The organism is Sodalis sp. RH22 (genome assembly GCF_047324165.1).
Lineage (GTDB): Bacteria > Pseudomonadota > Gammaproteobacteria > Enterobacterales > Enterobacteriaceae > Acerihabitans.
On record NZ_CP178731.1, the window covers coordinates 1,501,082 to 1,520,789 of the forward strand.

A 19,708-nucleotide genomic window follows, 5' to 3' on the forward strand; every position below is an offset into this window, starting at 1 on the left:
TTTAAGGGAGAACGTGCCTATGGGGTCTTTTTTCTTGCCTGTTCTGGGCAATTAACGCTTATAGGGATCTTTATCGCCGGGCTTGCGCGTTTTCAGTAGTTTAAGGATCCAGGTATATTGCTCCGGATTCGGCCCCACCAGGTTTTCCACTTCCTCGTTCATCCGCCGGGCAATATAGCGATCGTCCTGGCCGGCAATATCGTCCATTGGCGGACGCACATAAATATCCAGCTGGCTGGTCTTACTGTTGTATACCGGAAATAACGGGATTACCGCCGCCCGACAGATTTTCATCAAACGGCCGATTGCCGGCAGCGTCGCCTTATAAGTGGCGAAAAAATCCACGAACTCGCTATGCTCAGGCCCATGATCCTGATCCGGCAGGTAATACCCCCACCACCCCTGCCGCACCGAGCTGACAAAAGGCTTAACCCCGTCGTTACGCGCGTGCAGCCGCCCGCCGAAGCGGCGCCGCACCCGATTCCACATATAGTCCACCAGTTCGTTGCGCTGGTTATGGAACATACCGGCGACCTTCTGCCCGCGCGCCGACATCAGCATGGCCGGCACATCCACCGCCCAGCCGTGCGGCACCAGGAAAATAATATTGCGCTGCTGCGCCGTAGCCTGCGCAATAATCTCCTCGTGGTGCCAATGAACCCGGCTTGACAACCTGTCGGGATTCCGGCAAGCCAGCTCGGCCATCAGCACCGTGGATTGCGGTACCGTGGCGAACATATCGTCAATGATTTTTTCCCGCGCCGGTTCGCTCAGCTCAGGCAGGCAGTACAGTAAATTGGCCCGGGCGCGATGGCGCGCGCCTTTGGCGAGTTTACCCACCATCCGGCCGATGCCGCCCAATACCGGATCGCGTAAACGCGGCGGGATAAAGGTCGCGCCGGCGATTAAGCCGATACCGCACCAGACGCCCCAGTAGCGCGGGTGATAGAACTCGGTTTTAAATTGCGGAATGAATTCAACGGCGGTGATCTTGTTATCGTTTTCCATGCAACTCTCTTTGCTTTCAATCGCCCTGACGGTCGAAAACCCGTGCTGTCGATTGATGAGGCGGGCTCTATGTCCCTTCTTGGCATAATGTAGCGGTAATCATAAACATAAAACGGCAGCCGATCATCTATCGGCTGCCGTTAAGATAACATATCAGTCGAATTGAAGCTGCGGCATGGCTTGCCTGACCTGCGCCAGATAGTCCAGGCGCTCTTTGCCGCTCAGGCCTTCGGTAACCGGCAGCTTGGCGGTCAGCGGATTGACCGCCTGCTGGTTGACCCAGATTTCATAATGCAGATGCGGCCCGGTGGAACGCCCGGTATTGCCGGAGAGCGCAATGCGATCGCCACGTTTCACCTTCTGGCCCGGCTTCACCAACAATTTCTTTAAATGCATATAGCGGGTGGTATATTGGCGCCCGTGCCGTATGGCCACGTAATTGCCGGCGCCGTCGCCGTTTTTGCTGACCACCACTTCACCGTCGCCCACCGCCAGCACCGGCGTGCCCACCGGCATGGCGAAATCCACGCCGCGGTGCGGAGCGATATGCCCGGTGACGGGATTCAGGCGCCGGGGATTGAAGTTAGAGGATACACGGAACTGCTTCATGGTGGGAAAACGCATAAACCCGCGCGCCAGGCCGGCTCCGTCGTTGTTGTAAAATTTACCGTCCTCGGCGCGGAAGGAATAATAATCCTTGCCGCCGGTGTTGATGCGCACGGCCACCAGTTCGCTTTGCTCGCTGCGCCCGTCGAGCATTTCCCGGGAGGTCAGCACGGCGAACTTATCCCCTTTTTGCAGCTTGCGAAAATCGAGCTGCCACTGCATAGCCTTAATGACCGCGCTGACTTCGGCGTTTGACAATCCCGAGGCGCGGGCGCTGTTGACAAAGCTGCCGTTGAGCTGGCCTGTCAGCGCTATATTTTTCCACTCGCCGGCCAGATTGGCCACGCTTTGTTTAAAACCGCCGTCAATACGGTCATAGGTGCGGGTTTCCCGGCGCGACATTTCCCAGGTCAGGCGCTGCAGTTCGCCGGCGTCGTTCAGGGTCCAGGAAATTTGCTGGCCGATCTTCAGATTACGCAGATCGGGAAACTGCTGGGCCAGTTGGCCGATATCGGACATATCGATGCCATACTGCGTCAAAATACTGCCCAGGGTATCGCCGGTGGACACCACATATTCATGGACGCCCGTTTCATCCGTCACCTTCTCGTCCAGTTCATCTTCCGGCGGCACGTCGTCGTCGTTATCGGCGGCGGATTGATCGATAGGCTCGCTGGCCTCGGGGGCCAGAGCGCGGGCCGGCGCGTCGACCGCCGGCGCGGGCCGGCTGACGGTGGGTTCCATAACAGGGGAATAGACGTATGGCCGCCATACCGCCACGGCCAGGGTAACCACGGTGAGCGACCCCAGCATGACGCGGTGGGGTCGGGGCAGATTATTATACGCCAGCGTGATAGAGCGAAGTATCTGCTGCACTTATTACTATCCTCATGAGTTCTTCTCCAGGCAGCTCACGTACTGGTTCGTCAATTGCAGCAGGAAGTCAATGTAGCTTGCCTTGCCCAATGCGATACCAGTCCCCAGCGGGTCGAGGGTGCCGATACGCACGCTCGTTCCCTGGGCCACAGCGTTGATAACGGCTGGCCTGAATTGTGGCTCAGCAAATATGCACACGGCCTTTTGCTCAACCAACTGTGTTCGAATATGGTGTAATGCCTGGGCGCCCGGTTGGATTTCGGGATTAACGGTGAAATACCCCAAAGGGGTCAGGCCATAGTGTTGTTCGAAATAGCCATAGGCATCGTGAAACACGAAATACCCTTCTCCGCTTACCGGCGCTAGCATTGTAGCGATATTTTTGTCATTTTTTGTCAATGCCGCGGTGAAAAACAGCAGATTCGCGTCCAATTGTGATTTTTTTTCGGGCATCAGCCGCAATAATTGGTCGTGGATGGCGAAAGCGGCCTGTTTGGCAATCTCCGGCGACATCCACAGATGCATATTATATTCGCCGTGATGGTGGTCGTCCGCGTGGGCCGAATCCGCCGGGTCGTCGTGCTCCGCACCTTTTATCAGCAGCGGGCGGACAGACGGCAGCGTGGACAGCATCAGGTTTTTGTCCGCCGGCAAGGCCGCCGCCGGCTTGCTCATAAAGGCTTCCAGTTCCGGACCGACCCAGACCAGCAGGGAGGCGTTCTGGATACGTTTGATGTCGGAGGGCCGCAGCGCATAGTCATGAGGCGACGCGCCATCGGGCAACAGGACATCGGTCGGCATCACGCCGTCGCCGATGGCGGAGGCTATAAATCCCAGCGGCCTGATGGAGGTGACGATATTAGCCCAGGCCGGGGCACTGGTCGCGGCAAGCGTCAATACGCCGGCCAGCAGCAGGCGTGGGAATTTTTTACTGCGGGAATTCATAGCGATAATTCTCTTCGGCAACGGTTGGGGGTGTGATATTATAACATTTTGGCTGTTTCGCAACTGTAATTCACATGACCAATCTGGTAACGCTTGACGGTATTTCCGTCTCCTTCGGGCAAAAACACGTCTTGAGTCACATCTCTTTAACGCTGCGCGCCGGCCGGATCCTGACCTTAATGGGTCCGAACGGCGCCGGAAAATCCACGCTGGTGCGGGTAGTGCTCGGCCTGATCGCGCCCACGGCGGGCATCTTGTCGCGTACGGCCCGCCTGCGCATCGGTTATGTGCCGCAAAAAATCCATCTTGACGTCACGCTGCCGCTGACGGTCGGCCGCTTTATGCGCCTGCGGCCCGGGGTCGGCAAAGACGATGTGCTACCCGCGCTGGCGCAGGTCCAGGCCGCTCATTTGCTGGAACAGCCGATGCAGAAATTATCCGGCGGGGAAATGCAGCGGGTGCTGCTGGCGCGCGCGCTGCTCAATAAACCGCAGTTGCTGGTGTTGGATGAACCGACCCAGGGCGTGGACGTGAGCGGCCAGGTGGCGTTATACGATTTGATCGACCAAATTCGCCACAGGTTTGGCTGCGGAGTGCTGATGGTCTCCCATGATTTGCATCTGGTCATGGCGAAGACCGACGAGGTCTTATGCCTGAACCAGCATATTTGCTGCTCCGGCTCGCCGGAAACGGTCTCCGCCCATCCGGAATTTATCGCCATGTTCGGTTATCACGGCGTCGAACAGCTGGCCGTTTACCGGCATCACCATAATCATGCCCACGATCTGCAGGGCCAGGTGGTGCGCCGGCGTGAGGACGGCCCGTTATGATTGAACTGCTACTGCCCGGCTGGCTGGCTGGCGTATTGCTGGCCATGGCGGCCGGTCCCCTGGGGTCGTTTGTCGTCTGGCGCAAGATGTCCTATTTTGGCGACACGCTGGCCCATGCGTCGCTGCTTGGCGTTGCCTTCGGCCTGCTGCTGAATATCAATCCTTTCTACGCCGTCATCGCCGTGACGCTGGTGCTGGCGCTGATGCTGGTATGGCTTGAGCGTTATCCTCAGCTGGCCATCGACACTGTGCTGGGCATCATGGCCCACAGCGCCCTGTCACTGGGGCTGGTGGTGGTAAGCCTGATGTCGAATGTTCGGGTGGACCTGATGGCCTATCTGTTCGGCGATCTGCTGTCGGTCACCCTGTCCGATATTTTACTGATTGCCGCCGGCGTGGCGGTAGTGCTGATACTCCTGGCCTGGCAGTGGCGGGCGCTGCTGTCGGTAACCATCAGTCCGGAACTGGCCCATGTGGATGGGATTTCCCTGCCGCGGGTAAAACTCTTACTGATGCTGGTCACCGCCCTGACTATCGGCCTGGCGATGAAGTTTGTCGGCGCGCTGATCATCACCTCGCTGTTGATTATCCCGGCCGCCGCCGCGCGCCGTTTTTCCCGCACGCCGGAACAGATGGCGTTACTGGCGGTAGTGGCCGGCATGATTGCGGTGACCGGCGGATTGACGCTATCGGCGTGGTATGACACGCCGGCGGGGCCATCGGTGGTGTTGTGCGCGTCGGTATTGTTCGGGTTGAGCTTGTTGAGTCGGCAGAGGGTGTAGCGCCAACCAACGGCTGATTAATAGCAAATAGGTGCCAGCGGCGGCGGCAATCAAACAACCCATACGGTAAACTGAGCGTTGTCCATGGATGTTGCTTAACGATAGGAGATACGCGTGATTATCGCCCAGATAACAGACATTCATGCGGCCCAGGACAATGATAACCTGTCCCGGCTTGACCGCGCCCTTGCATGGCTGGACTTGATCAAACCCGACAGTTTGGTCCTCACTGGCGACCTGGTTGATGATGACTGGATCGACGGCTATACCGCGATTGCCGCCCGTCTGGGTAATCGGGCCTATCCTGCATTTATCCTGCCGGGTAATTCCGATAACCGCACCTCGATGCGGGCCATTTTCGGCTGTGCTTACTGGGCCGACGATGCTGTTGGCGCACTGCATTTTGTGGCGGATATCGAGGGTGTTCGCCTTATCGGCCTTGACTCAACGGCTAAGGGAACGTCAGCGGGAAGCGTGGATGAACATCTTCCCTGGTTGGAAAAAACGCTATTATCTGAGGGGCCGGCAACGTCAGTGTTGTTTTTGCACCATCATGTATTTGCGAGCGGCATCCCGCCTATGGATCAAATCATGTGCCACGGGTCGGTGGCATTGGGTGAGTTTTTGCGAAGACAACCGCGACGCCCCGTCGCGATAGCGACAGGTCATGTTCATCGACCTGTCGCGGGTACACTGGCGGGAATACCCGCCTATATCTGCGGATCCATTTGTCCCGCAAATCCTATGTGGTTTGGCGCGAAAACCGTCCCACCGGCTAACGACCCGCCCGCGCTCATGATCCATCGCTGGGTAAACGGTACCCTGGTTAGCCATCATATTTCCGTTTGAGTCCGTGAATTGGGTGCGTCTGCTTTCATTTTGCGTGCTCACGCCCATAGCCGATTCCATGCGATATGCGTCATTCTCCTTAATAAAGCAGCCGGTCATAGGACTGAGAGCAGAAGTCAGCACGCAGCATAAAATTGCTTATTAAGCCGTTGCTTAGTCGTTGATATTGATTTTGCTTCTGACCTTGAACGTGCTTTTGACCTTAGACCGGCATCAAGCGCGCTGACGGCACGGTGCACGACCGGACGAGCCGCAGGGATGCGGCGAGAGCTAAGGCCTAAGGCCCGCGCTGGGAGCGCGTGCCTTGTGGTCCAAAGGACGTGAGCCGGAACGGAAGGCACCGCGCAGCGGCGCGCGATATGCCGGTAGCCCGGGGGTCGAGGGGGCCGGGGCGACTGCCGGCCCATCGTCGATTGCCCGCACGGGGCAATATATAACACCGCGACCTGTGGCAAGCGAAACTTTCCTCACTGTCGAAAAAGCATGTGCCCCACACGGCAAGAGAAACTCACCCAGCCGTCATTAAAAACATGTGCCCCACACCGGAAGCGAAACTTACTCAGCGTTCAAAAGGCGCCGACCCACACAACAAGCAAAGCAACGCCGCTTGTACCGTCGGCGATTAATGCCTCTCTAAAGCTCCCCGCGCACTATGCCAAAATGCTTATACGCAAACGCCGTCGCAATTCTCCCCCGCGGCGTGCGCTGGATAAACCCCTGCTGGATCAAAAACGGCTCGATCACATCCTCGATGGTTTCCCGCTCCTCGCCGATAGCCGCCGCCAGGTTATCCAGCCCCACCGGGCCGCCGATAAACTTATCAATAATCGCCAGCAGCAGCTTACGGTCCATAAAATCGAAACCTTCGGTATCGACATTGAGCAAATTCAGGGCGTTGACCGCCACATCATCGGTAATATTGCCCTCGGCGCGAACCTCGGCAAAATCCCTTACCCGGCGCAGCAGGCGATTGGCGATACGGGGTGTGCCGCGGGCGCGTTTGGCAATTTCATGGGACCCGGCCTCCGTGATACTAAGCTCCAGGCATTGGGCGCTGCGTTTGACGATATGCTGCAAATCCGCCACCTGGTAAAATTCCAGACGCTGGACAATGCCGAAGCGATCGCGCAGCGGGGATGTGAGGGAACCGGCGCGGGTGGTGGCGCCCACCAGGGTAAAGGGCGGCAGCTCGATTTTAATCGATCGGGCGGCAGGCCCGTCGCCTATCATGATATCCAGCTGGTAATCTTCCATCGCCGGGTAGAGTACCTCTTCCACCACCGGCGACAGGCGATGGATCTCATCGATAAACAGGACATCATGCGGCTCAAGATTGGTGAGCATGGCCGCCAGGTCGCCCGGTTTTTCCAGTACCGGGCCGGAGGTAGTGCGCAGGTTAACGCCCATCTCGTTGGCGACGATATGCGCCAGGGTGGTCTTCCCCAGCCCCGGCGGGCCGAAAATCAGCAGATGATCGAGCGCGTCGCCGCGCATTTTGGCCGCCTGGATAAAGATTTCCATCTGTTCGCGCACGTGGGGCTGCCCGATATAATCTTCCAGGGTTTTCGGCCGGATGGCCCGGTCGATAATCTCTTCTTCTATCACCACGCCGGCGGAAATCAAACGGTCTGCTTCAATCATCCTCTACCTCACAGCGCGGCGCGCAGGGCGTCGCGGATCATCGATTCGCAATCGGCATCCGGCCGGGCCACTTTACTGACCATGCGGCTGGCCTCCTGAGGCTTATAACCCAGGGATACCAATGCCGCAACCGCTTCCGCTTCCGGATCGGTATCCGGCTTGCCGCTGGCCGGCGCGGTAAGCGGCATATCGCTGCCGCCGCCCAGGGCAAACAGTTCGCCGTTCATGCCCTTGAAGCGATCTTTCATTTCCACCACCAGCCGTTCGGCGGTTTTGGTGCCGACGCCGGGTAATTTGACCAGCGCGTTGATTTCCTGCCGTTCAACGGTGTTGACGAACTGCTGGGCCGACATGCCGGAAAGGATGGCCAGCGCCAGCTTGGGGCCGACGCCGTTCACTTTGATCAGCTCGCGAAACAACGCGCGTTCCTGTTTGTTGGTGAAGCCAAACAGCAGTTGGGCATCTTCCCGCACGATAAAATGCGTATAAATGATCGCTTCCACGCCGGTTTCGGGCAGCGCATAAAAACAGGTCATGGGCATATGGATTTCATAACCCACGCCGTGGATCTCAAGCAGCACCAGCGGTGGTTGTTTTTCCAGAATGATGCCTCTAAGACGTCCGATCACAGTAACCTTCCTTTCAGGGCTTATTTGTCATATGGCGATGGCATGTTTATAACATAATAAAGGCTGGATGAATATCCAGCCGGTTCGGGCCGGGGGCGTCTTTACCCCAGGCGGCCCCGGGAAAGATTAAGGCGGCTGTTGCCTAGGCGCAGCGCGTTCTGGTTGACATGGCAGTGAGTAATGGCAATCGCCAGGGCGTCGGCGGCATCCGCCTGGGGGCTGGCGGATAGTTTGAGCAGTACGCGCACCATATGCTGTACCTGGCTTTTGTCCGCCGAGCCGGTGCCGACCACCGTTTGTTTCACCTGGCGCGCGGCGTATTCAAACACCGGCAGCTCATGGTTCATCGCCGCCACGATGGCGACGCCGCGCGCCTGGCCGAGCTTAAGCGCCGAGTCGGCGTTTTTCGCCATAAACACCTGCTCGATGGCGAAAAAATCCGGCTGGAACTGGGTGATGATTTCGCTGACGCCGGCATAAATGAGCTTTAGCCGGGTGGGCAGGTCATCCACCTTGGTGCGGATACACCCGCTGCCAAGATAGGTGAGCACCCGTCCCTGCTGGCGTAAAATGCCGTAACCGGTGATGCGGGAACCCGGGTCGATACCGAGGATAATCGTCATATCCGGGCACCGCCCAGGCTGCCGTCACACCGGAAGTCCGTCACAGCGTCGCCGCCACCTCATCGGAGATTTCGCCGTTATGGTAGACTTCCTGGACGTCGTCGGAGTCTTCCAGCAGGTCAATCAGCCTGAGCAGCTTGGGCGCGGTTTCCTCGTCCAAATCGGCCTTGGTGGAAGGAATTAACCCCACCTCGGAAGAATCGGCGTGTAATCCGGCGGCCTCCAGGGCGTCCTTGACCCGGCCGAAATCTTCCGGCGTGGTGTAGACATCGATAGCGCCGTCGTCATAGGTCACCACATCTTCCGCGCCGGCTTCCAGCGCCGCGTCCATCACCTGATCTTCCGTCAGGCCCGGGGCATAGGAAATCACGCCTTTTTTGGTGAACAGGTAGGAGACCGACCCGTCGGTGCCCAGGTTGCCGCCGGTCTTGGTAAACGCGTGGCGGACCTCGGCCACGGTGCGATTACGGTTGTCGCTCAGGCACTCCACCATGACCGCCGTACCGCCGGGGCCGTAACCTTCGTACACAATGGTTTCCATTTGCGTATCGTCGTCGCCGCCGACGCCGCGCGCGATGGCGCGGTTAAGCGTGTCGCGCGTCATATTATTCGCCAGCGCCTTGTCCACCGCGGCGCGCAGGCGCGGGTTGGATCCCACGTCGCCGCCGCCCAGGCGCGCGGCGGTCACCAGCTCGCGAATGATTTTGGTAAAAATCTTGCCTCGTTTACTGTCCTGAGCCGCTTTACGATGCTTGGTGTTGGCCCACTTACTATGACCTGCCATAACTCTCTCCGAAATAAGCCTTCTCAGGCCGGATAAATAACAAATTCTTCAATCGCCTGCCGATTGCTCCAGGATTTGGTCAGTAAGGCCGCCTCGGCGGCCGGCAGCCAGCGGTAAGCCAGATGTTCGCTGATTGCGGGTACCCGTTCAGAGGGTAACGTTAAACTGAACCAATATTCTGTATTGCGCGTCACTCCCGGCGCATATCGGTGGCGCAAATGACTGAAAATTTCAAATTCGATACAACGCTCGCAGTCCCGCAGTTCAAGATGCTCGGCGTCGATATCGATGCCGGTCTCTTCCCTGACCTCGCGCCTGGCGGCGGCGGCCGGCGATTCACCGTCCTCAAGGCTGCCGGTCACCGACTGCCAGAACTGCGGGTCATCCCGCCGCTGCAACATCAATACCCGGCCGCTGTCGCCGGCGTAAATAACGATCAGCACCGATACCGGGCGTTTCCAGACCATTATTGCTGCTCGCGTTCCGCCGCTTCCTTGCCTTTGCCAATGACGGCAATAGACAATTCCGCCAGGGCGGCGGGGTTGCCGAAGCTCGGCGCGTCGGTCATCGGATCGGCGGCCGCGGTGGTCTTGGGAAAAGCGATAACGTCACGGATATTGTCGGTGCCGGTCAGCAGCATCACCAGGCGATCAAGGCCGAAGGCCAGGCCGGCATGGGGCGGCGTGCCGTATTTCAGCGCATCGAGCAGGAAACCGAACTTTTCCCGCTGTTCATGCTCGGTGATGCCGAGAATGCCGAACACCGTCTGCTGCATTTCGCTGCGATGGATACGCACCGAGCCGCCGCCGACCTCATAGCCGTTCAACACCATGTCGTAGGCGTTGGCGACGGCGTCCAGCGGCGCGGCCGCAAGCGCGTCGGGATCCATGGCCAGCGGCGCGGTAAAGGGATGGTGCATGGCCGCCAGGCCGCCTTCGTCGTCTTCTTCAAACATCGGGAAATCGATCACCCACAGCGGCGCCCAGCGCGTCTCGTCGGTCAGTTGCAGGTCGCGGCCCAGCTTCAGGCGCAGCGCGCCCAGCGCGTCGGTGGTGATTTTATAACGATCCGCGCCGAAGAACAGGATATCGCCGTCCTGCGCGCCGGTGCGGGCGAGGAGGGATTCAAGCACGGCGGCGTCGAGGAATTTGGCCACCGGGCTCTGTATTCCGTCGAGACCCTGGTCGCGCTTATTGACCTTGATGTAGGCCAGGCCGCGGGCACCGTAGATTTCAATAAACTTGCCGTATTCGTCGATCTGCTTGCGGCTCAGTTGGCCCCCGCCGGGAACGCGCAGCGCCGCCACCCGGCCTTTGCTGTCGTTGGCGGGGCCGGAGAATACCTTGAACTCAAGGTCTTTCACCAGGTCGGCGACGTCGACGATTTCCATGGGGTTGCGCAGATCGGGTTTATCGGACCCAAAGCGGCGCATCGCCTCGGCATAGGTCATCACCGGGAACGCGCCCAGATCGACGCCTTTGATTTCCTGCCACAGGGTGCACACCAGACGCTCCATGACCTCGCGCACCTGTCCGGCGCTCATGAAGGAGGTTTCCACATCGATCTGGGTAAATTCGGGCTGGCGGTCGGCGCGCAAATCTTCATCGCGAAAGCATTTCACGATTTGGTAATAGCGATCAAAACCGGACATCATCAATAACTGCTTGAACAGCTGCGGCGACTGCGGCAGCGCATAAAACTTGCCTTTGTGCACCCGGCTGGGCACCAGGTAGTCGCGCGCGCCTTCCGGCGTGGCCTTGGTCAGCATCGGGGTTTCGATATCCAGGAAGCCCTCGCCGTCCATAAAACGCCGCACGACGCTGGTGATACGCGCGCGCGCTTTCAGGCGCTGCGCCATTTCCGGACGGCGCAGGTCCAGGTAGCGATATTTCAGCCGCTGCTCTTCGGTATTGGTTTGATTTGAATCGAGAGGCAGGGGTTCGGAGCGGTTGATGATGGTAAGCTGCGTCGCCAGCACTTCCACCGCGCCGGTGGCCATCTCTTTATTGATCTGGCTGTCGGGACGCGCCCGTACGATGCCGGTCAGCTGGATGCAAAATTCGTTGCGCAATTCGGCCGCGCGGCTGAACGCCTCCTGGCGATCGGGGTCGAAAAAAACCTGCGCCAGCCCCTCGCGATCCCGCATGTCGATAAAAATCAGACCGCCGAGGTCCCGGCGGCGGTTAACCCAGCCGCACAATGTCACTTCCTGGCCTACATGGGACAAAGTGATCTGTCCGCAATATACAGTACGCATAACGATATCCTTGATTTTCAGCCCGTGCCGTCCCGCTCGGTAAAGCGGGCCAGGGCTGTTATTCATTAATGACGAAAGTGGCGGCGATGCATCGGTATTTTGCCGGCGTTCGAAAGGCGGCCATTATAAAGGAAATTCACCCGCAGGATAAGCCCGTCAGCACCCTGCGCGCCCCGGCTGGCTAAATAATTATTCATTAACATATTTATTAACAAAAATTCACCTTTGGGCGCTGTCATCCCCCCACCCGGATAACATACCCTCTTGCGGTGGCGATATGAACAGGCTGCGGCCTGGATCGAGGGTATTGTTATCAACCGGAGATATTTTATGCTTAAACTCGACCCCGCGCGCACCGCGCTGGTACTGATTGATCTGCAGCAAGGGATCCTGCCGTTTGCCGGCGGTCCATACAGCGGTGAACAGGTGGTGGCGAAAGCCGCCTCCCTGGCCGCGCGCTTTCGCGCCGCCGGCGCGCCGGTGTTCCTGGTGCGTGTCGGCTGGTCGCCGGATTTTGGCGATGCGCCGAAACAAACGGTGGATGCGCCCACGGGGGCAAGAAGCCTGCCGGAAGACTGGTGGGAATTCCCCGAACAGTTGGGCGTGCAGGACAGCGATATCCGCATCCAAAAACGCCAGTGGGGCGCATTCTACGGCACGGATTTGGATTTGCAGCTGCGCCGGCGCGGCATCGACACCGTGGTGCTGGGGGGCATCGCCACTAATATCGGCGTGGAATCCACCGCGCGCAATGCCTGGGAAATGGGCTACGAGCTGGTGCTGGTGGAGGATGCCTGCAGCGCCCATAACCAGGAACAGCACGACGGCAGCATGCAAAACATTTTCCCGCGCATTAGCCGGGTGCGCTCCACCGACGACGTTCTGGCCGCCTTCTAGCCTGTGCGGGGATACCGCGCCGGTACACCGGCGCAGGCTGGCGCCAGGACGGCCCGGTGCCCGCTCCAGCGTTTATCTTTCAGGCTATCAGGGGGATGGCCGGGCCATCCCCCTGATAGGCGAAAATAGGGAACGTATTGCTGACGGGGGGGAAAACTGGCCGCTTACGACATTGACGCCTGTTACCGCGTTGCGATTTTTACAGGCCAGCAAAAAATGGACTCTAAATGTAGCCTTTTTATATATTGGCTTTTTTTGTGCCGGAGATGTGGCACATCAATACCGCAGGCGTAGCTGCGGCGCTCGCAATAGCTACAGTAATTGCCGATGGCTTGTCATAGGGGATATATTCCCTTTTCCCAGCGGTGAACACGCGGTATTACGCGGTCGCATTATCATCTTTTTTTCTCTCCGTGGTTAATAAATAGGCCGGGACAGGATTATCCATAAATTCGATTTTTCTCTATAATCCGTAAACCCAGCGACAACATGTTCTTGCCGGGTATGGCTGGGCGCCACGTTAAACGGCAGTGGGTCATGCAACGGATTCCCCGTCCGGACGTTCCTGTTTTCCTGCTGTCGCAGCGTACGTATTGCCAGGGCGCTGGCGCCGGTGACTTTTCTGATGCCGATAAAAAAGTGTTAATGGCAAACGCGATGGCGAAGGGAATACGGGTTTTACCCGTGGCGTTATCGCCAATAATAACATTGAGGCGCTCCTCAAGTTGCAATTCCAATAATTCAAAGCATTTAAAATTTCTTAAAAAAGAGATTTAATTTTCATCGGACAATCCATTATGTCGTGTTTATTTTTATTATGCAGTAGTGTTGTATTAACGGCCATGGTAAAAATAGCAGCCTCGCTGCGCGCGGTATTAGCCCGTCCCCGGCGCGCGGGCAGCATAAATACGGGGCACCGTGCAGCTATAGCATTCATCTGTTATTATTAATATGCTAAGATATTTTATCAACCGCTTACGCTAAGGATGATTAACCCTCATGTTTATCGGCTTGCCGCAATGGCAACATAGCGCGTGGAACGCCATCGGCATTACCGGCCTGGCGGAGTATGCCCGTTATTTTAACTGCGTCGAGGGTAATACCACGCTGTATGCCCTGCCCGATCCGGCGCGGGTTTATGACTGGCACGCCATGACCACCGACGGTTTTCGCTTTTGCTTCAAGTTTCCCGCGGCTATCAGCCACCAGGGCGGCTTGCGCGATTTCCGCGCGCCGCTGGCGCAATTTTACCAGGTACTGGATCCCTTGGCCGGGCGCATCGGCCAGTATTGGCTGCAGTTGCCTGCCGCCTTCGGCCCGGCGCAACTCGGCGACCTGTGGGCATTTCTCGATGCCTTGTCCGACGCGTTCAGCTATGGCGTGGAAGTGCGCCACCCGCTGTTTTTCGCCAAGGGCGACGACGAGCGGCGCCTTAACCGGGGATTGCAACAGCGCGGCGTCAGCCGGGTGATCCTCGACAGCCGCCCGGTGCATCAGGGCGCCGGCACCTCGCCCGCAATGCTGGCGGCGCGGCGGCAAAAGCCCAAGGTGCCGGTACATGCCGTGCTGACCGGCGATCGGCCGCTGGTGCGGTTTATCGGCAACGACGATATCGACGACAGCGCGCGGTTGTTTCAACCCTGGCTGGATAAACTGGCGTTATGGTCGCAAAGCCGCACCCCTTTTCTGTTTATCCATACGCCGGACATCGGCCACGCGCCGCGCCTGGCCCAACAAGTGTGGCCGTCCCTGGCGGCCAGGATCGGCGGACTCGGGCCGATCCCTCCCTGGCCGCAGCAGGACGCGTTGTTTTAACCTTGGCAAAACCGTTATTTTAAGCAGGATTTTAACGACAGCGCTGCACGGGCGGGATATTATTTGCCCGCTGCTCGTTTTCTGGGAAATGGAGTTAGAGATGGTGAGTGCGCTTTACGTGGTTTTCGGCGCCATGTTATTGATTAAATTATCATTGGATGTCGTTAAACTGCGAACGTTATATCGCGTGGCCTACGGCGACGGTGGATTTTATGAACTGCAGACGGCGATCCGCGTGCACGGCAATGCGGTGGAATATATCCCCATCGGTCTGGTGCTGCTGGTGATCATGGAAATGAACGGTACGCCGAACTGGACCCTGCATCTGTGCGGGCTGATGCTGATGGCAGGCAGAATCATGCACTCTCTGGGCCTGCGCCAGCGGGAATTCAGCTGGCGCCGCACCGGCATGAGCGCCACTTATGCGTCGCTTATCATGATGGTGTTGCTCAACCTCTGGTATCTGCCCTGGGAGCTGGTTTTCAGTTGGCGTTAAACCGCCGGCGGCATAGGGCGCGCAGACGCATGCTTTGTGCCGCTAATCTGTTAGAATAACGGCTTACCCTGAACAACCCCGATATTCCGATGACAAACCACGATAATCTTTTCTGCGCGCCCATTGCCAAATTGGGCGACTGGACCTTTGACGAGCGGGTAGCCGAGGTTTTCCCGGATATGATCCAGCGCTCGGTCCCCGGCTACTCCAACATTATTGCCATGATCGGCATGCTGGCCGGACGATTCGCCACCCCCGGGTCGCAGGTGTATGACCTCGGCTGCGCGCTGGGCGCCGCCACCCTGTCCATGCGCCGCAATATCACCGCCGACGATTGCCGTATTATCGCCGTGGATAATTCCGCCGCCATGGTGGAGCGCTGCCGCCGGCATATCGAGTCGTTTCGCGCCGCGACGGCGGTCACGGTTATCGAAGCCGATATCCGCGACGTGCCGATTACCAACGCGTCGCTGGTGGTGCTGAACTTCACGCTGCAATTCCTTGAGCCGGCGGATCGCCAACGGGTGCTCGACCACGTGTTTGCCGGGCTTAACCCCGGCGGCGCCGTGGTGCTGTCCGAAAAGTTAAGTTTTACCGACGCGGGCATCGGCGAACTGCTGTTCAACATGCATCATGACTTTAAGCGGGCCAACGGCTACAGCGAACTGGAAATCAGTCAAAAGCGCAGCATGCTGGAAAACGTCATGCTCACCGACACGGTGGAAACCCATAAGGAAAGGCTGCGCCAGGCCGGTTTCGGCCATGCCGAGGTCTGGTTCCAGTGCTTTAATTTCGGTTCTTTGATCGCCGTGAAACCGGAGAACGCGGCGTGACGGATTTTGGTGATTTTTATCAGCTGATTGCCAAAGGCCCGCTGAGCCATTGGCTGAATACCCTGCCCGCGCAGCTGAGCGCCTGGCAGCATGACGCGCTGCACGGCAAGTTCCGCCAGTGGTTTAACGCCGTCGAGCGCCTGCCCCTGCTGACGCCCCGGCGCCTGGACCTGCTGCGCGGCGTGACGGCGCAGGGCGAAGCGCCGCTGCCCCCGGGGCAAAAAGAGGGCGTCGAGTCCTTATTGCGCCAGTTGATGCCCTGGCGTAAAGGTCCCTTTTCCCTTTACGATATCGAGATCGATACCGAATGGCGTTCGGACTGGAAATGGGAACGGGTCGCGCCGCATATCAGCCCGCTGGCCGGACGCGTTATCCTGGATGTGGGCTGCGGCAGCGGTTATCACCTGTGGCGCGCGGTCGGCGCGGGGGCGCAGCTGGCGGTGGGCATTGACCCGATGCAGCTGTTCCTCTGCCAGTTCGAGGCGGTGCGTAAACTGCTGGGCGGGGATCAGCGCGCCCATCTGCTGCCGCTGGGGATCGAGCAATTACCCGATCTGGCGGCCTTCGACACGGTATTTTCCATGGGGGTGCTGTACCACCGGCGCTCGCCGCTGGATCATCTGCTGCAGCTTAAGAACCAATTGGTCAGCGGCGGCGAGCTGGTATTGGAAACCCTGGTGGTTGAAGGCGACGACAGGCAGGTGCTGGTGCCGGGGGAACGTTACGCCCAGATGCGCAACGTCTTTTTTATTCCTTCCCCCGGCGCGCTGATGTTATGGCTGGAAAAATGCGGCTTTGAACAGGTACGGCTGGCGGATATGTCGCTGACCACCACCAACGAACAGCGGCGCACCGCCTGGATGACCAGCGAATCGCTGGCCGATTTCCTGCATCCCGACGACCCCAGGCTGACGGTCGAAGGCTACCCCGCCCCGCTGCGCGCCGTGGTGATTGCCCGCAAGCCCTGACGTTGCCGCGCCGCGGATAAAAAAAAGCCCCAAGAAAGAGTCCGGGGCTTGGTACTTGCAAGCATCACGTGGGTTAGTTCGTGTGCGCGGCAAAATCAGCGGTCAGGCCGGCCGGTGCGCGGATGAAGGTGTTGACAGCGCATGCTTCATCGCCGCCACCATATCGCCGTCGACGCAATAGCGGGTAAATTCATCCGTTTCATTGTCGACGCTCATGCTTACACCCGCTTTGCGGTAACGCATCCCGGAAGCAACCACCTGTCTTGCGGAACTGTGCAGTTCACGGATGCCGATTTGCTGGAACTTATGCAAATTGGTCAATCGCACGCCAGCGCCTGCCATAATGATTGGACCACGGCTTTGGGCGTTCAGTTCCCTTAATAATGCTAAACCTGTTTCGGCGCTCTGCTGCTGGCCGGAGGTCAGGATACGCGTCACCCCGAGATCGGTTAACTGCTGCAGGGCCTGGTAGGGGTTGATACACATATCGAAAGCGCGGTGAAAGGTCACCGCCACGCCGGTACATTGCGCCATGATGCGCCGCATGCGCGGCAAATCAATATGCCCCTCCTCGTCCAGCACGCCGACCACCACGCCGGGAAATCCCATGGCGCGTATGGCCGCTAAATCGTTAAGCATGCTGTCAAACTCAATTTCGCTGTAGCAAAAATCCCCGCCCCGCGGCCTCACCATGGGATGAACGGGCAGCGCCAGCCGCTCCCTCGCCAGCCGGAGCGTGCCGTGCGACGGCGTCAGCCCCCCTTCTTTCGGGGCCGAGCACAGCTCGATTCTGTCCGCTCCCGCTTGCTCCGCCGTTATTGCGCATTCAAGGCTATAGCAGCAGACTTCCAGTTTAGGCATTGTATACTCCTTATAGACGCCCCAGGATAACAGGCATTTAAAACACGGGCCTATGGCAGTCGCGATAATTTCTTATTTATCACCCAAGGAAATAACTATGGCATTCAACTTTGACGAAAGTATCGACCGACGTCACAGCGACAGTTATAAATGGCAAAAGTATCGCGATCGGGACGTGATCCCCCTGTGGGTAGCGGACACCGACTTTCGTTCGCCACCTTGTATTATCGAAGCATTGCACGCGCGCGTCGAGCACGGCGTCTTTGGTTACGGCGCACCTCCCGCGGAGCTTGCCGCGCTGTTTGTCGAGCGCATGCTCACGCGTTATCAATGGCGCGTCAAACCCGAATGGTTGGTTTTTTTGCCGGGATTGGTAAGCGGCCTTAACCTGGCGGTACGCGCGCTGACGCAGGCGGATAGCAGCGTGGTGATTCCCGCGCCGATATATCCGCCGTTCCGCGCGGCGGCGCGCGGCGCGGAACGGGGACAGCGCCTGGCGCCTATGGTCCTGGCGGAGGAACGCTGGCGGGTGGATCTGGCGGCGATCGAACCGGAGATGGATGGATGGGAGCAATTGCTGATGTTATGCAATCCGCATAATCCGGGCGGCACCGTCTACCGGCGCGAGGAGCTGGCGCAGCACCTGGCGTTTGCGCAGCGCCACGATCTCCTGGTGTGTTCCGACGAGATTCACTGCGATCTGCTGTTGGAACCGGGCGTGGCGCATATCCCGTTCGGATCGCTCGGCGAGGATGCCGAACAGCGCTCCATCACCCTGATGTCGCCATCCAAGTCGTTTAATATCGCCGGCCTCGGCGCCTCGCTGGCCATTATCCCCAATGCGCGGCTGCGTATGAAATTTATCGCCCAGCGCAGCGGCATTGTGCCGAATGTGGATGTGCTGGCATATGTCGCCGCCACCGCCGCCTGGCGCGACGGCCAACCCTGGCTGGAGGAACAGCTCGATTACCTGCGCGGTAACCGCGATTGGCTGGCCGCGCGCATCAATACCCTGCCGGGGTTAAGCATGGCGGCGCCGGAAGCCACCTATCTGGCCTGGATCGATGCCGGCCGGCTTGGGGTAGACAATCTCCAGCGGTTTTTCGAGCAGGCGGGCGTCGGTCTTTCCCCCGGCGCGGATTTTGGCGATCCCCGGTTTGTCCGGCTGAATTTCGGCTGCCCCCGCGCTCTGCTGGTGCAGGCCGTGGAACGCATGGCACGGGCGGTGCAGGCGCTTGGCTAACGGCGCCCGTCCGCCTCATCGCTCACGATGGCGCGCAGGCTGTAGGGGTGGAACTTAATCGTGACCTGCCCATCGGTGACCGCCAGCGTGGGATTGGGCAACCGTTCTCCCGCCCCCGCCGGCGCGCTGTGTTTCAGGCTGATGTCGGGCGCCCCCAGGGCGGAATCGGCCAGCAGCGCCAGCGCCCGCCGCGCCAGCGTTTCCGGCGGTCCGGGCAGGACAATTTCGATATGCTCCCAGCCTTCATGGGGATAACGGCGCGGCCCCGGCCAGGGCAGTTCCACGCAGCCGATGCGCAGCGGCCCGACGGCGAGGGGCGACGGCAGCGCCAGCAGCGCGATGGCACGACCATTGACGTCGTTTTTTTTCAGGCACTGGCCGCACTGCCGCCAGCCGTCGAACCAGCGCTGCGCCGTGGCGTCCTCATGGCAGCGCAGCGCGATATGATCGACATGATGATCGGCCAATTCCAGATGAAGGCGCGCGGCCAGCGCCGACAGCCGCTGTTCAAAATAGGCCAAATCAGTGACGAGATCCGCTAATTGCGGCACGGCGGTCCAATGCATCCTCATTCCCTTAATTAAAGTAGGTTTAAAATTAACGCACCAAAATAACGCGAGCTAAGAAATATCTTATTTTGATACATAACTTAATGTTTCTTTAATGATGTTTACCAAAAACACTTTTTATATTAACTTACCCGCTTGACGGCATGCGTAAGCGCCGCTGATGTCATTTATTAGCAATGAACTTTAAATGCTCAGT

General features: G+C 58.7%; 21 protein-coding genes. 9 read left to right on the forward strand and 12 right to left on the reverse strand.

What is annotated here, in order from left to right; genetic code table 11:
• Positions 1–51: 51 nt before the first annotated feature.
• The 3 genes from lpxM to znuA form a co-directional block, all read right to left on the reverse strand.
• A complete protein-coding gene (lpxM, locus tag ACL2XN_RS06805) occupies positions 52–1,008 on the reverse strand; it encodes a lauroyl-Kdo(2)-lipid IV(A) myristoyltransferase (RefSeq protein ID WP_410015339.1) in 957 nt (318 codons plus the stop codon).
• Positions 1,009–1,161: 153 nt separating this feature from the next.
• A complete protein-coding gene (gene mepM / locus ACL2XN_RS06810; protein WP_410015340.1) occupies positions 1,162–2,490 on the reverse strand; it encodes a murein DD-endopeptidase MepM in 1,329 nt (442 codons plus the stop codon).
• Positions 2,491–2,502: 12 nt separating this feature from the next.
• Positions 2,503–3,435 carry a zinc ABC transporter substrate-binding protein ZnuA gene (gene znuA / locus ACL2XN_RS06815; RefSeq protein WP_413730529.1) on the reverse strand — a complete coding sequence of 311 codons (933 nt, stop codon included), beginning with the start codon at positions 3,433–3,435 and terminating at the stop codon, positions 2,503–2,505.
• A 74-nt stretch (positions 3,436–3,509) separates the two neighbouring features.
• Between znuA and znuC the strand changes: the two genes are divergently transcribed.
• From znuC to ACL2XN_RS06830, 3 genes are all read left to right on the forward strand, one after another.
• The gene (znuC, locus tag ACL2XN_RS06820) at positions 3,510–4,265 is read left to right on the forward strand and encodes a zinc ABC transporter ATP-binding protein ZnuC (protein WP_410015342.1); all 756 of its coding nucleotides are present in this window, start codon (positions 3,510–3,512) and stop codon (positions 4,263–4,265) included.
• Positions 4,262–5,047, forward strand: a complete 786-nt coding sequence (gene znuB / locus ACL2XN_RS06825; protein WP_413730530.1) for a zinc ABC transporter permease subunit ZnuB — start codon at positions 4,262–4,264, stop codon at positions 5,045–5,047. The genes znuC and znuB overlap by 4 nt, the downstream gene beginning before the upstream one ends.
• A gap of 114 nt (positions 5,048–5,161) precedes the next feature.
• Entirely contained in the window at positions 5,162–5,896 is a 735-nt protein-coding gene (locus tag ACL2XN_RS06830) for a metallophosphoesterase (protein WP_413730531.1), read from the forward strand.
• A 633-nt stretch (positions 5,897–6,529) separates the two neighbouring features.
• Here the strand turns inward: ACL2XN_RS06830 and ruvB are convergent.
• The 6 genes from ruvB to aspS all read right to left on the reverse strand — a co-directional run bounded on the left by ruvB (position 6,530) and on the right by aspS (position 11,830).
• Positions 6,530–7,537 (reverse strand): Holliday junction branch migration DNA helicase RuvB, encoded by a 1,008-nt coding sequence (gene ruvB, locus ACL2XN_RS06835; protein WP_410015345.1) that lies wholly within the window; start codon positions 7,535–7,537, stop codon positions 6,530–6,532.
• An 8-nt stretch (positions 7,538–7,545) separates the two neighbouring features.
• Entirely contained in the window at positions 7,546–8,166 is a 621-nt protein-coding gene (gene ruvA, locus ACL2XN_RS06840; RefSeq protein WP_410015346.1) for a Holliday junction branch migration protein RuvA, read from the reverse strand.
• Between the two features lie 101 nt (positions 8,167–8,267).
• Positions 8,268–8,789 (reverse strand): crossover junction endodeoxyribonuclease RuvC, encoded by a 522-nt coding sequence (gene ruvC, locus ACL2XN_RS06845; protein WP_410015347.1) that lies wholly within the window; start codon positions 8,787–8,789, stop codon positions 8,268–8,270.
• Positions 8,790–8,829: 40 nt separating this feature from the next.
• Positions 8,830–9,573 (reverse strand): YebC/PmpR family DNA-binding transcriptional regulator, encoded by a 744-nt coding sequence (locus tag ACL2XN_RS06850; protein ID WP_410015348.1) that lies wholly within the window; start codon positions 9,571–9,573, stop codon positions 8,830–8,832.
• A gap of 23 nt (positions 9,574–9,596) precedes the next feature.
• Complete coding sequence (gene nudB / locus ACL2XN_RS06855; RefSeq protein WP_410015349.1) at positions 9,597–10,040, reverse strand: dihydroneopterin triphosphate diphosphatase; 444 nt, start codon at positions 10,038–10,040, stop codon at positions 9,597–9,599.
• Positions 10,040–11,830 (reverse strand): aspartate--tRNA ligase, encoded by a 1,791-nt coding sequence (gene aspS, locus ACL2XN_RS06860; RefSeq protein WP_413730532.1) that lies wholly within the window; start codon positions 11,828–11,830, stop codon positions 10,040–10,042. Before aspS ends, nudB begins: the two co-directional genes overlap by 1 nt.
• 330 nt (positions 11,831–12,160) lie before the next feature.
• Between aspS and ACL2XN_RS06865 the strand changes: the two genes are divergently transcribed.
• Positions 12,161–12,727: a hydrolase gene (locus tag ACL2XN_RS06865; RefSeq protein WP_413722640.1), complete on the forward strand. Its 567-nt coding sequence runs from the start codon at positions 12,161–12,163 to the stop codon at positions 12,725–12,727.
• Between the two features lie 440 nt (positions 12,728–13,167).
• On the opposite strand, the gene ACL2XN_RS06870 is transcribed toward ACL2XN_RS06865, so the two are convergent.
• Positions 13,168–13,464, reverse strand: a complete 297-nt coding sequence (locus tag ACL2XN_RS06870; RefSeq protein WP_413730533.1) for a hypothetical protein — start codon at positions 13,462–13,464, stop codon at positions 13,168–13,170.
• Positions 13,465–13,726: 262 nt separating this feature from the next.
• Here ACL2XN_RS06870 and ACL2XN_RS06875 point away from each other — a divergent pair, with 262 nt between their 5' ends.
• The 4 genes from ACL2XN_RS06875 to cmoB all read left to right on the forward strand — a co-directional run bounded on the left by ACL2XN_RS06875 (position 13,727) and on the right by cmoB (position 16,839).
• A complete protein-coding gene (locus tag ACL2XN_RS06875) occupies positions 13,727–14,542 on the forward strand; it encodes a DUF72 domain-containing protein (protein ID WP_413730534.1) in 816 nt (271 codons plus the stop codon).
• Positions 14,543–14,642: 100 nt separating this feature from the next.
• Positions 14,643–15,038, forward strand: coding sequence for an MAPEG family protein (locus ACL2XN_RS06880; protein ID WP_410015353.1), 396 nt, complete (start codon positions 14,643–14,645; stop codon positions 15,036–15,038).
• A gap of 89 nt (positions 15,039–15,127) precedes the next feature.
• Positions 15,128–15,871 carry a carboxy-S-adenosyl-L-methionine synthase CmoA gene (gene cmoA / locus ACL2XN_RS06885; RefSeq protein ID WP_410015354.1) on the forward strand — a complete coding sequence of 248 codons (744 nt, stop codon included), beginning with the start codon at positions 15,128–15,130 and terminating at the stop codon, positions 15,869–15,871.
• Positions 15,868–16,839, forward strand: coding sequence for a tRNA 5-methoxyuridine(34)/uridine 5-oxyacetic acid(34) synthase CmoB (cmoB, locus tag ACL2XN_RS06890; RefSeq protein ID WP_410015355.1), 972 nt, complete (start codon positions 15,868–15,870; stop codon positions 16,837–16,839). The genes cmoA and cmoB overlap by 4 nt, the downstream gene beginning before the upstream one ends.
• A gap of 102 nt (positions 16,840–16,941) precedes the next feature.
• On the opposite strand, the gene cutC is transcribed toward cmoB, so the two are convergent.
• Positions 16,942–17,700, reverse strand: coding sequence for a copper homeostasis protein CutC (cutC, locus tag ACL2XN_RS06895; RefSeq protein WP_413730535.1), 759 nt, complete (start codon positions 17,698–17,700; stop codon positions 16,942–16,944).
• Between the two features lie 97 nt (positions 17,701–17,797).
• Between cutC and ACL2XN_RS06900 the strand changes: the two genes are divergently transcribed.
• Positions 17,798–18,943, forward strand: coding sequence for a MalY/PatB family protein (locus tag ACL2XN_RS06900; protein WP_413730536.1), 1,146 nt, complete (start codon positions 17,798–17,800; stop codon positions 18,941–18,943).
• On the opposite strand, the gene ACL2XN_RS06905 is transcribed toward ACL2XN_RS06900, so the two are convergent.
• Positions 18,940–19,509: a VOC family protein gene (locus tag ACL2XN_RS06905; protein ID WP_413730537.1), complete on the reverse strand. Its 570-nt coding sequence runs from the start codon at positions 19,507–19,509 to the stop codon at positions 18,940–18,942. The two genes, ACL2XN_RS06900 and ACL2XN_RS06905, sit on opposite strands and share 4 nt — an antisense overlap.
• Positions 19,510–19,708 lie beyond the last annotated feature (199 nt).

What these genes read in the sequence shown, in the direction of transcription:
- lpxM (WP_410015339.1), bottom strand. Translation starts at nt 1,008, where the DNA reads ATGGAAAACGATAACAAGATCACCGCCGTTGAATTCATTCCGCAATTT.
- znuA (WP_413730529.1), bottom strand. Translation starts at nt 3,435, where the DNA reads ATGAATTCCCGCAGTAAAAAATTCCCACGCCTGCTGCTGGCCGGCGTA.
- znuC (WP_410015342.1), top strand. Translation starts at nt 3,510, where the DNA reads ATGACCAATCTGGTAACGCTTGACGGTATTTCCGTCTCCTTCGGGCAA.
- znuB (WP_413730530.1), top strand. Translation starts at nt 4,262, where the DNA reads ATGATTGAACTGCTACTGCCCGGCTGGCTGGCTGGCGTATTGCTGGCC.
- ruvB (WP_410015345.1), bottom strand. Translation starts at nt 7,537, where the DNA reads ATGATTGAAGCAGACCGTTTGATTTCCGCCGGCGTGGTGATAGAAGAA.
- ruvC (WP_410015347.1), bottom strand. Translation starts at nt 8,789, where the DNA reads ATGACGATTATCCTCGGTATCGACCCGGGTTCCCGCATCACCGGTTAC.
- ACL2XN_RS06850 (WP_410015348.1), bottom strand. Translation starts at nt 9,573, where the DNA reads ATGGCAGGTCATAGTAAGTGGGCCAACACCAAGCATCGTAAAGCGGCT.
- nudB (WP_410015349.1), bottom strand. Translation starts at nt 10,040, where the DNA reads ATGGTCTGGAAACGCCCGGTATCGGTGCTGATCGTTATTTACGCCGGC.
- aspS (WP_413730532.1), bottom strand. Translation starts at nt 11,830, where the DNA reads ATGCGTACTGTATATTGCGGACAGATCACTTTGTCCCATGTAGGCCAG.
- ACL2XN_RS06865 (WP_413722640.1), top strand. Translation starts at nt 12,161, where the DNA reads ATGCTTAAACTCGACCCCGCGCGCACCGCGCTGGTACTGATTGATCTG.
- ACL2XN_RS06875 (WP_413730534.1), top strand. Translation starts at nt 13,727, where the DNA reads ATGTTTATCGGCTTGCCGCAATGGCAACATAGCGCGTGGAACGCCATC.
- ACL2XN_RS06880 (WP_410015353.1), top strand. Translation starts at nt 14,643, where the DNA reads ATGGTGAGTGCGCTTTACGTGGTTTTCGGCGCCATGTTATTGATTAAA.
- cmoA (WP_410015354.1), top strand. Translation starts at nt 15,128, where the DNA reads ATGACAAACCACGATAATCTTTTCTGCGCGCCCATTGCCAAATTGGGC.
- cutC (WP_413730535.1), bottom strand. Translation starts at nt 17,700, where the DNA reads ATGCCTAAACTGGAAGTCTGCTGCTATAGCCTTGAATGCGCAATAACG.
- ACL2XN_RS06900 (WP_413730536.1), top strand. Translation starts at nt 17,798, where the DNA reads ATGGCATTCAACTTTGACGAAAGTATCGACCGACGTCACAGCGACAGT.
- ACL2XN_RS06905 (WP_413730537.1), bottom strand. Translation starts at nt 19,509, where the DNA reads ATGCATTGGACCGCCGTGCCGCAATTAGCGGATCTCGTCACTGATTTG.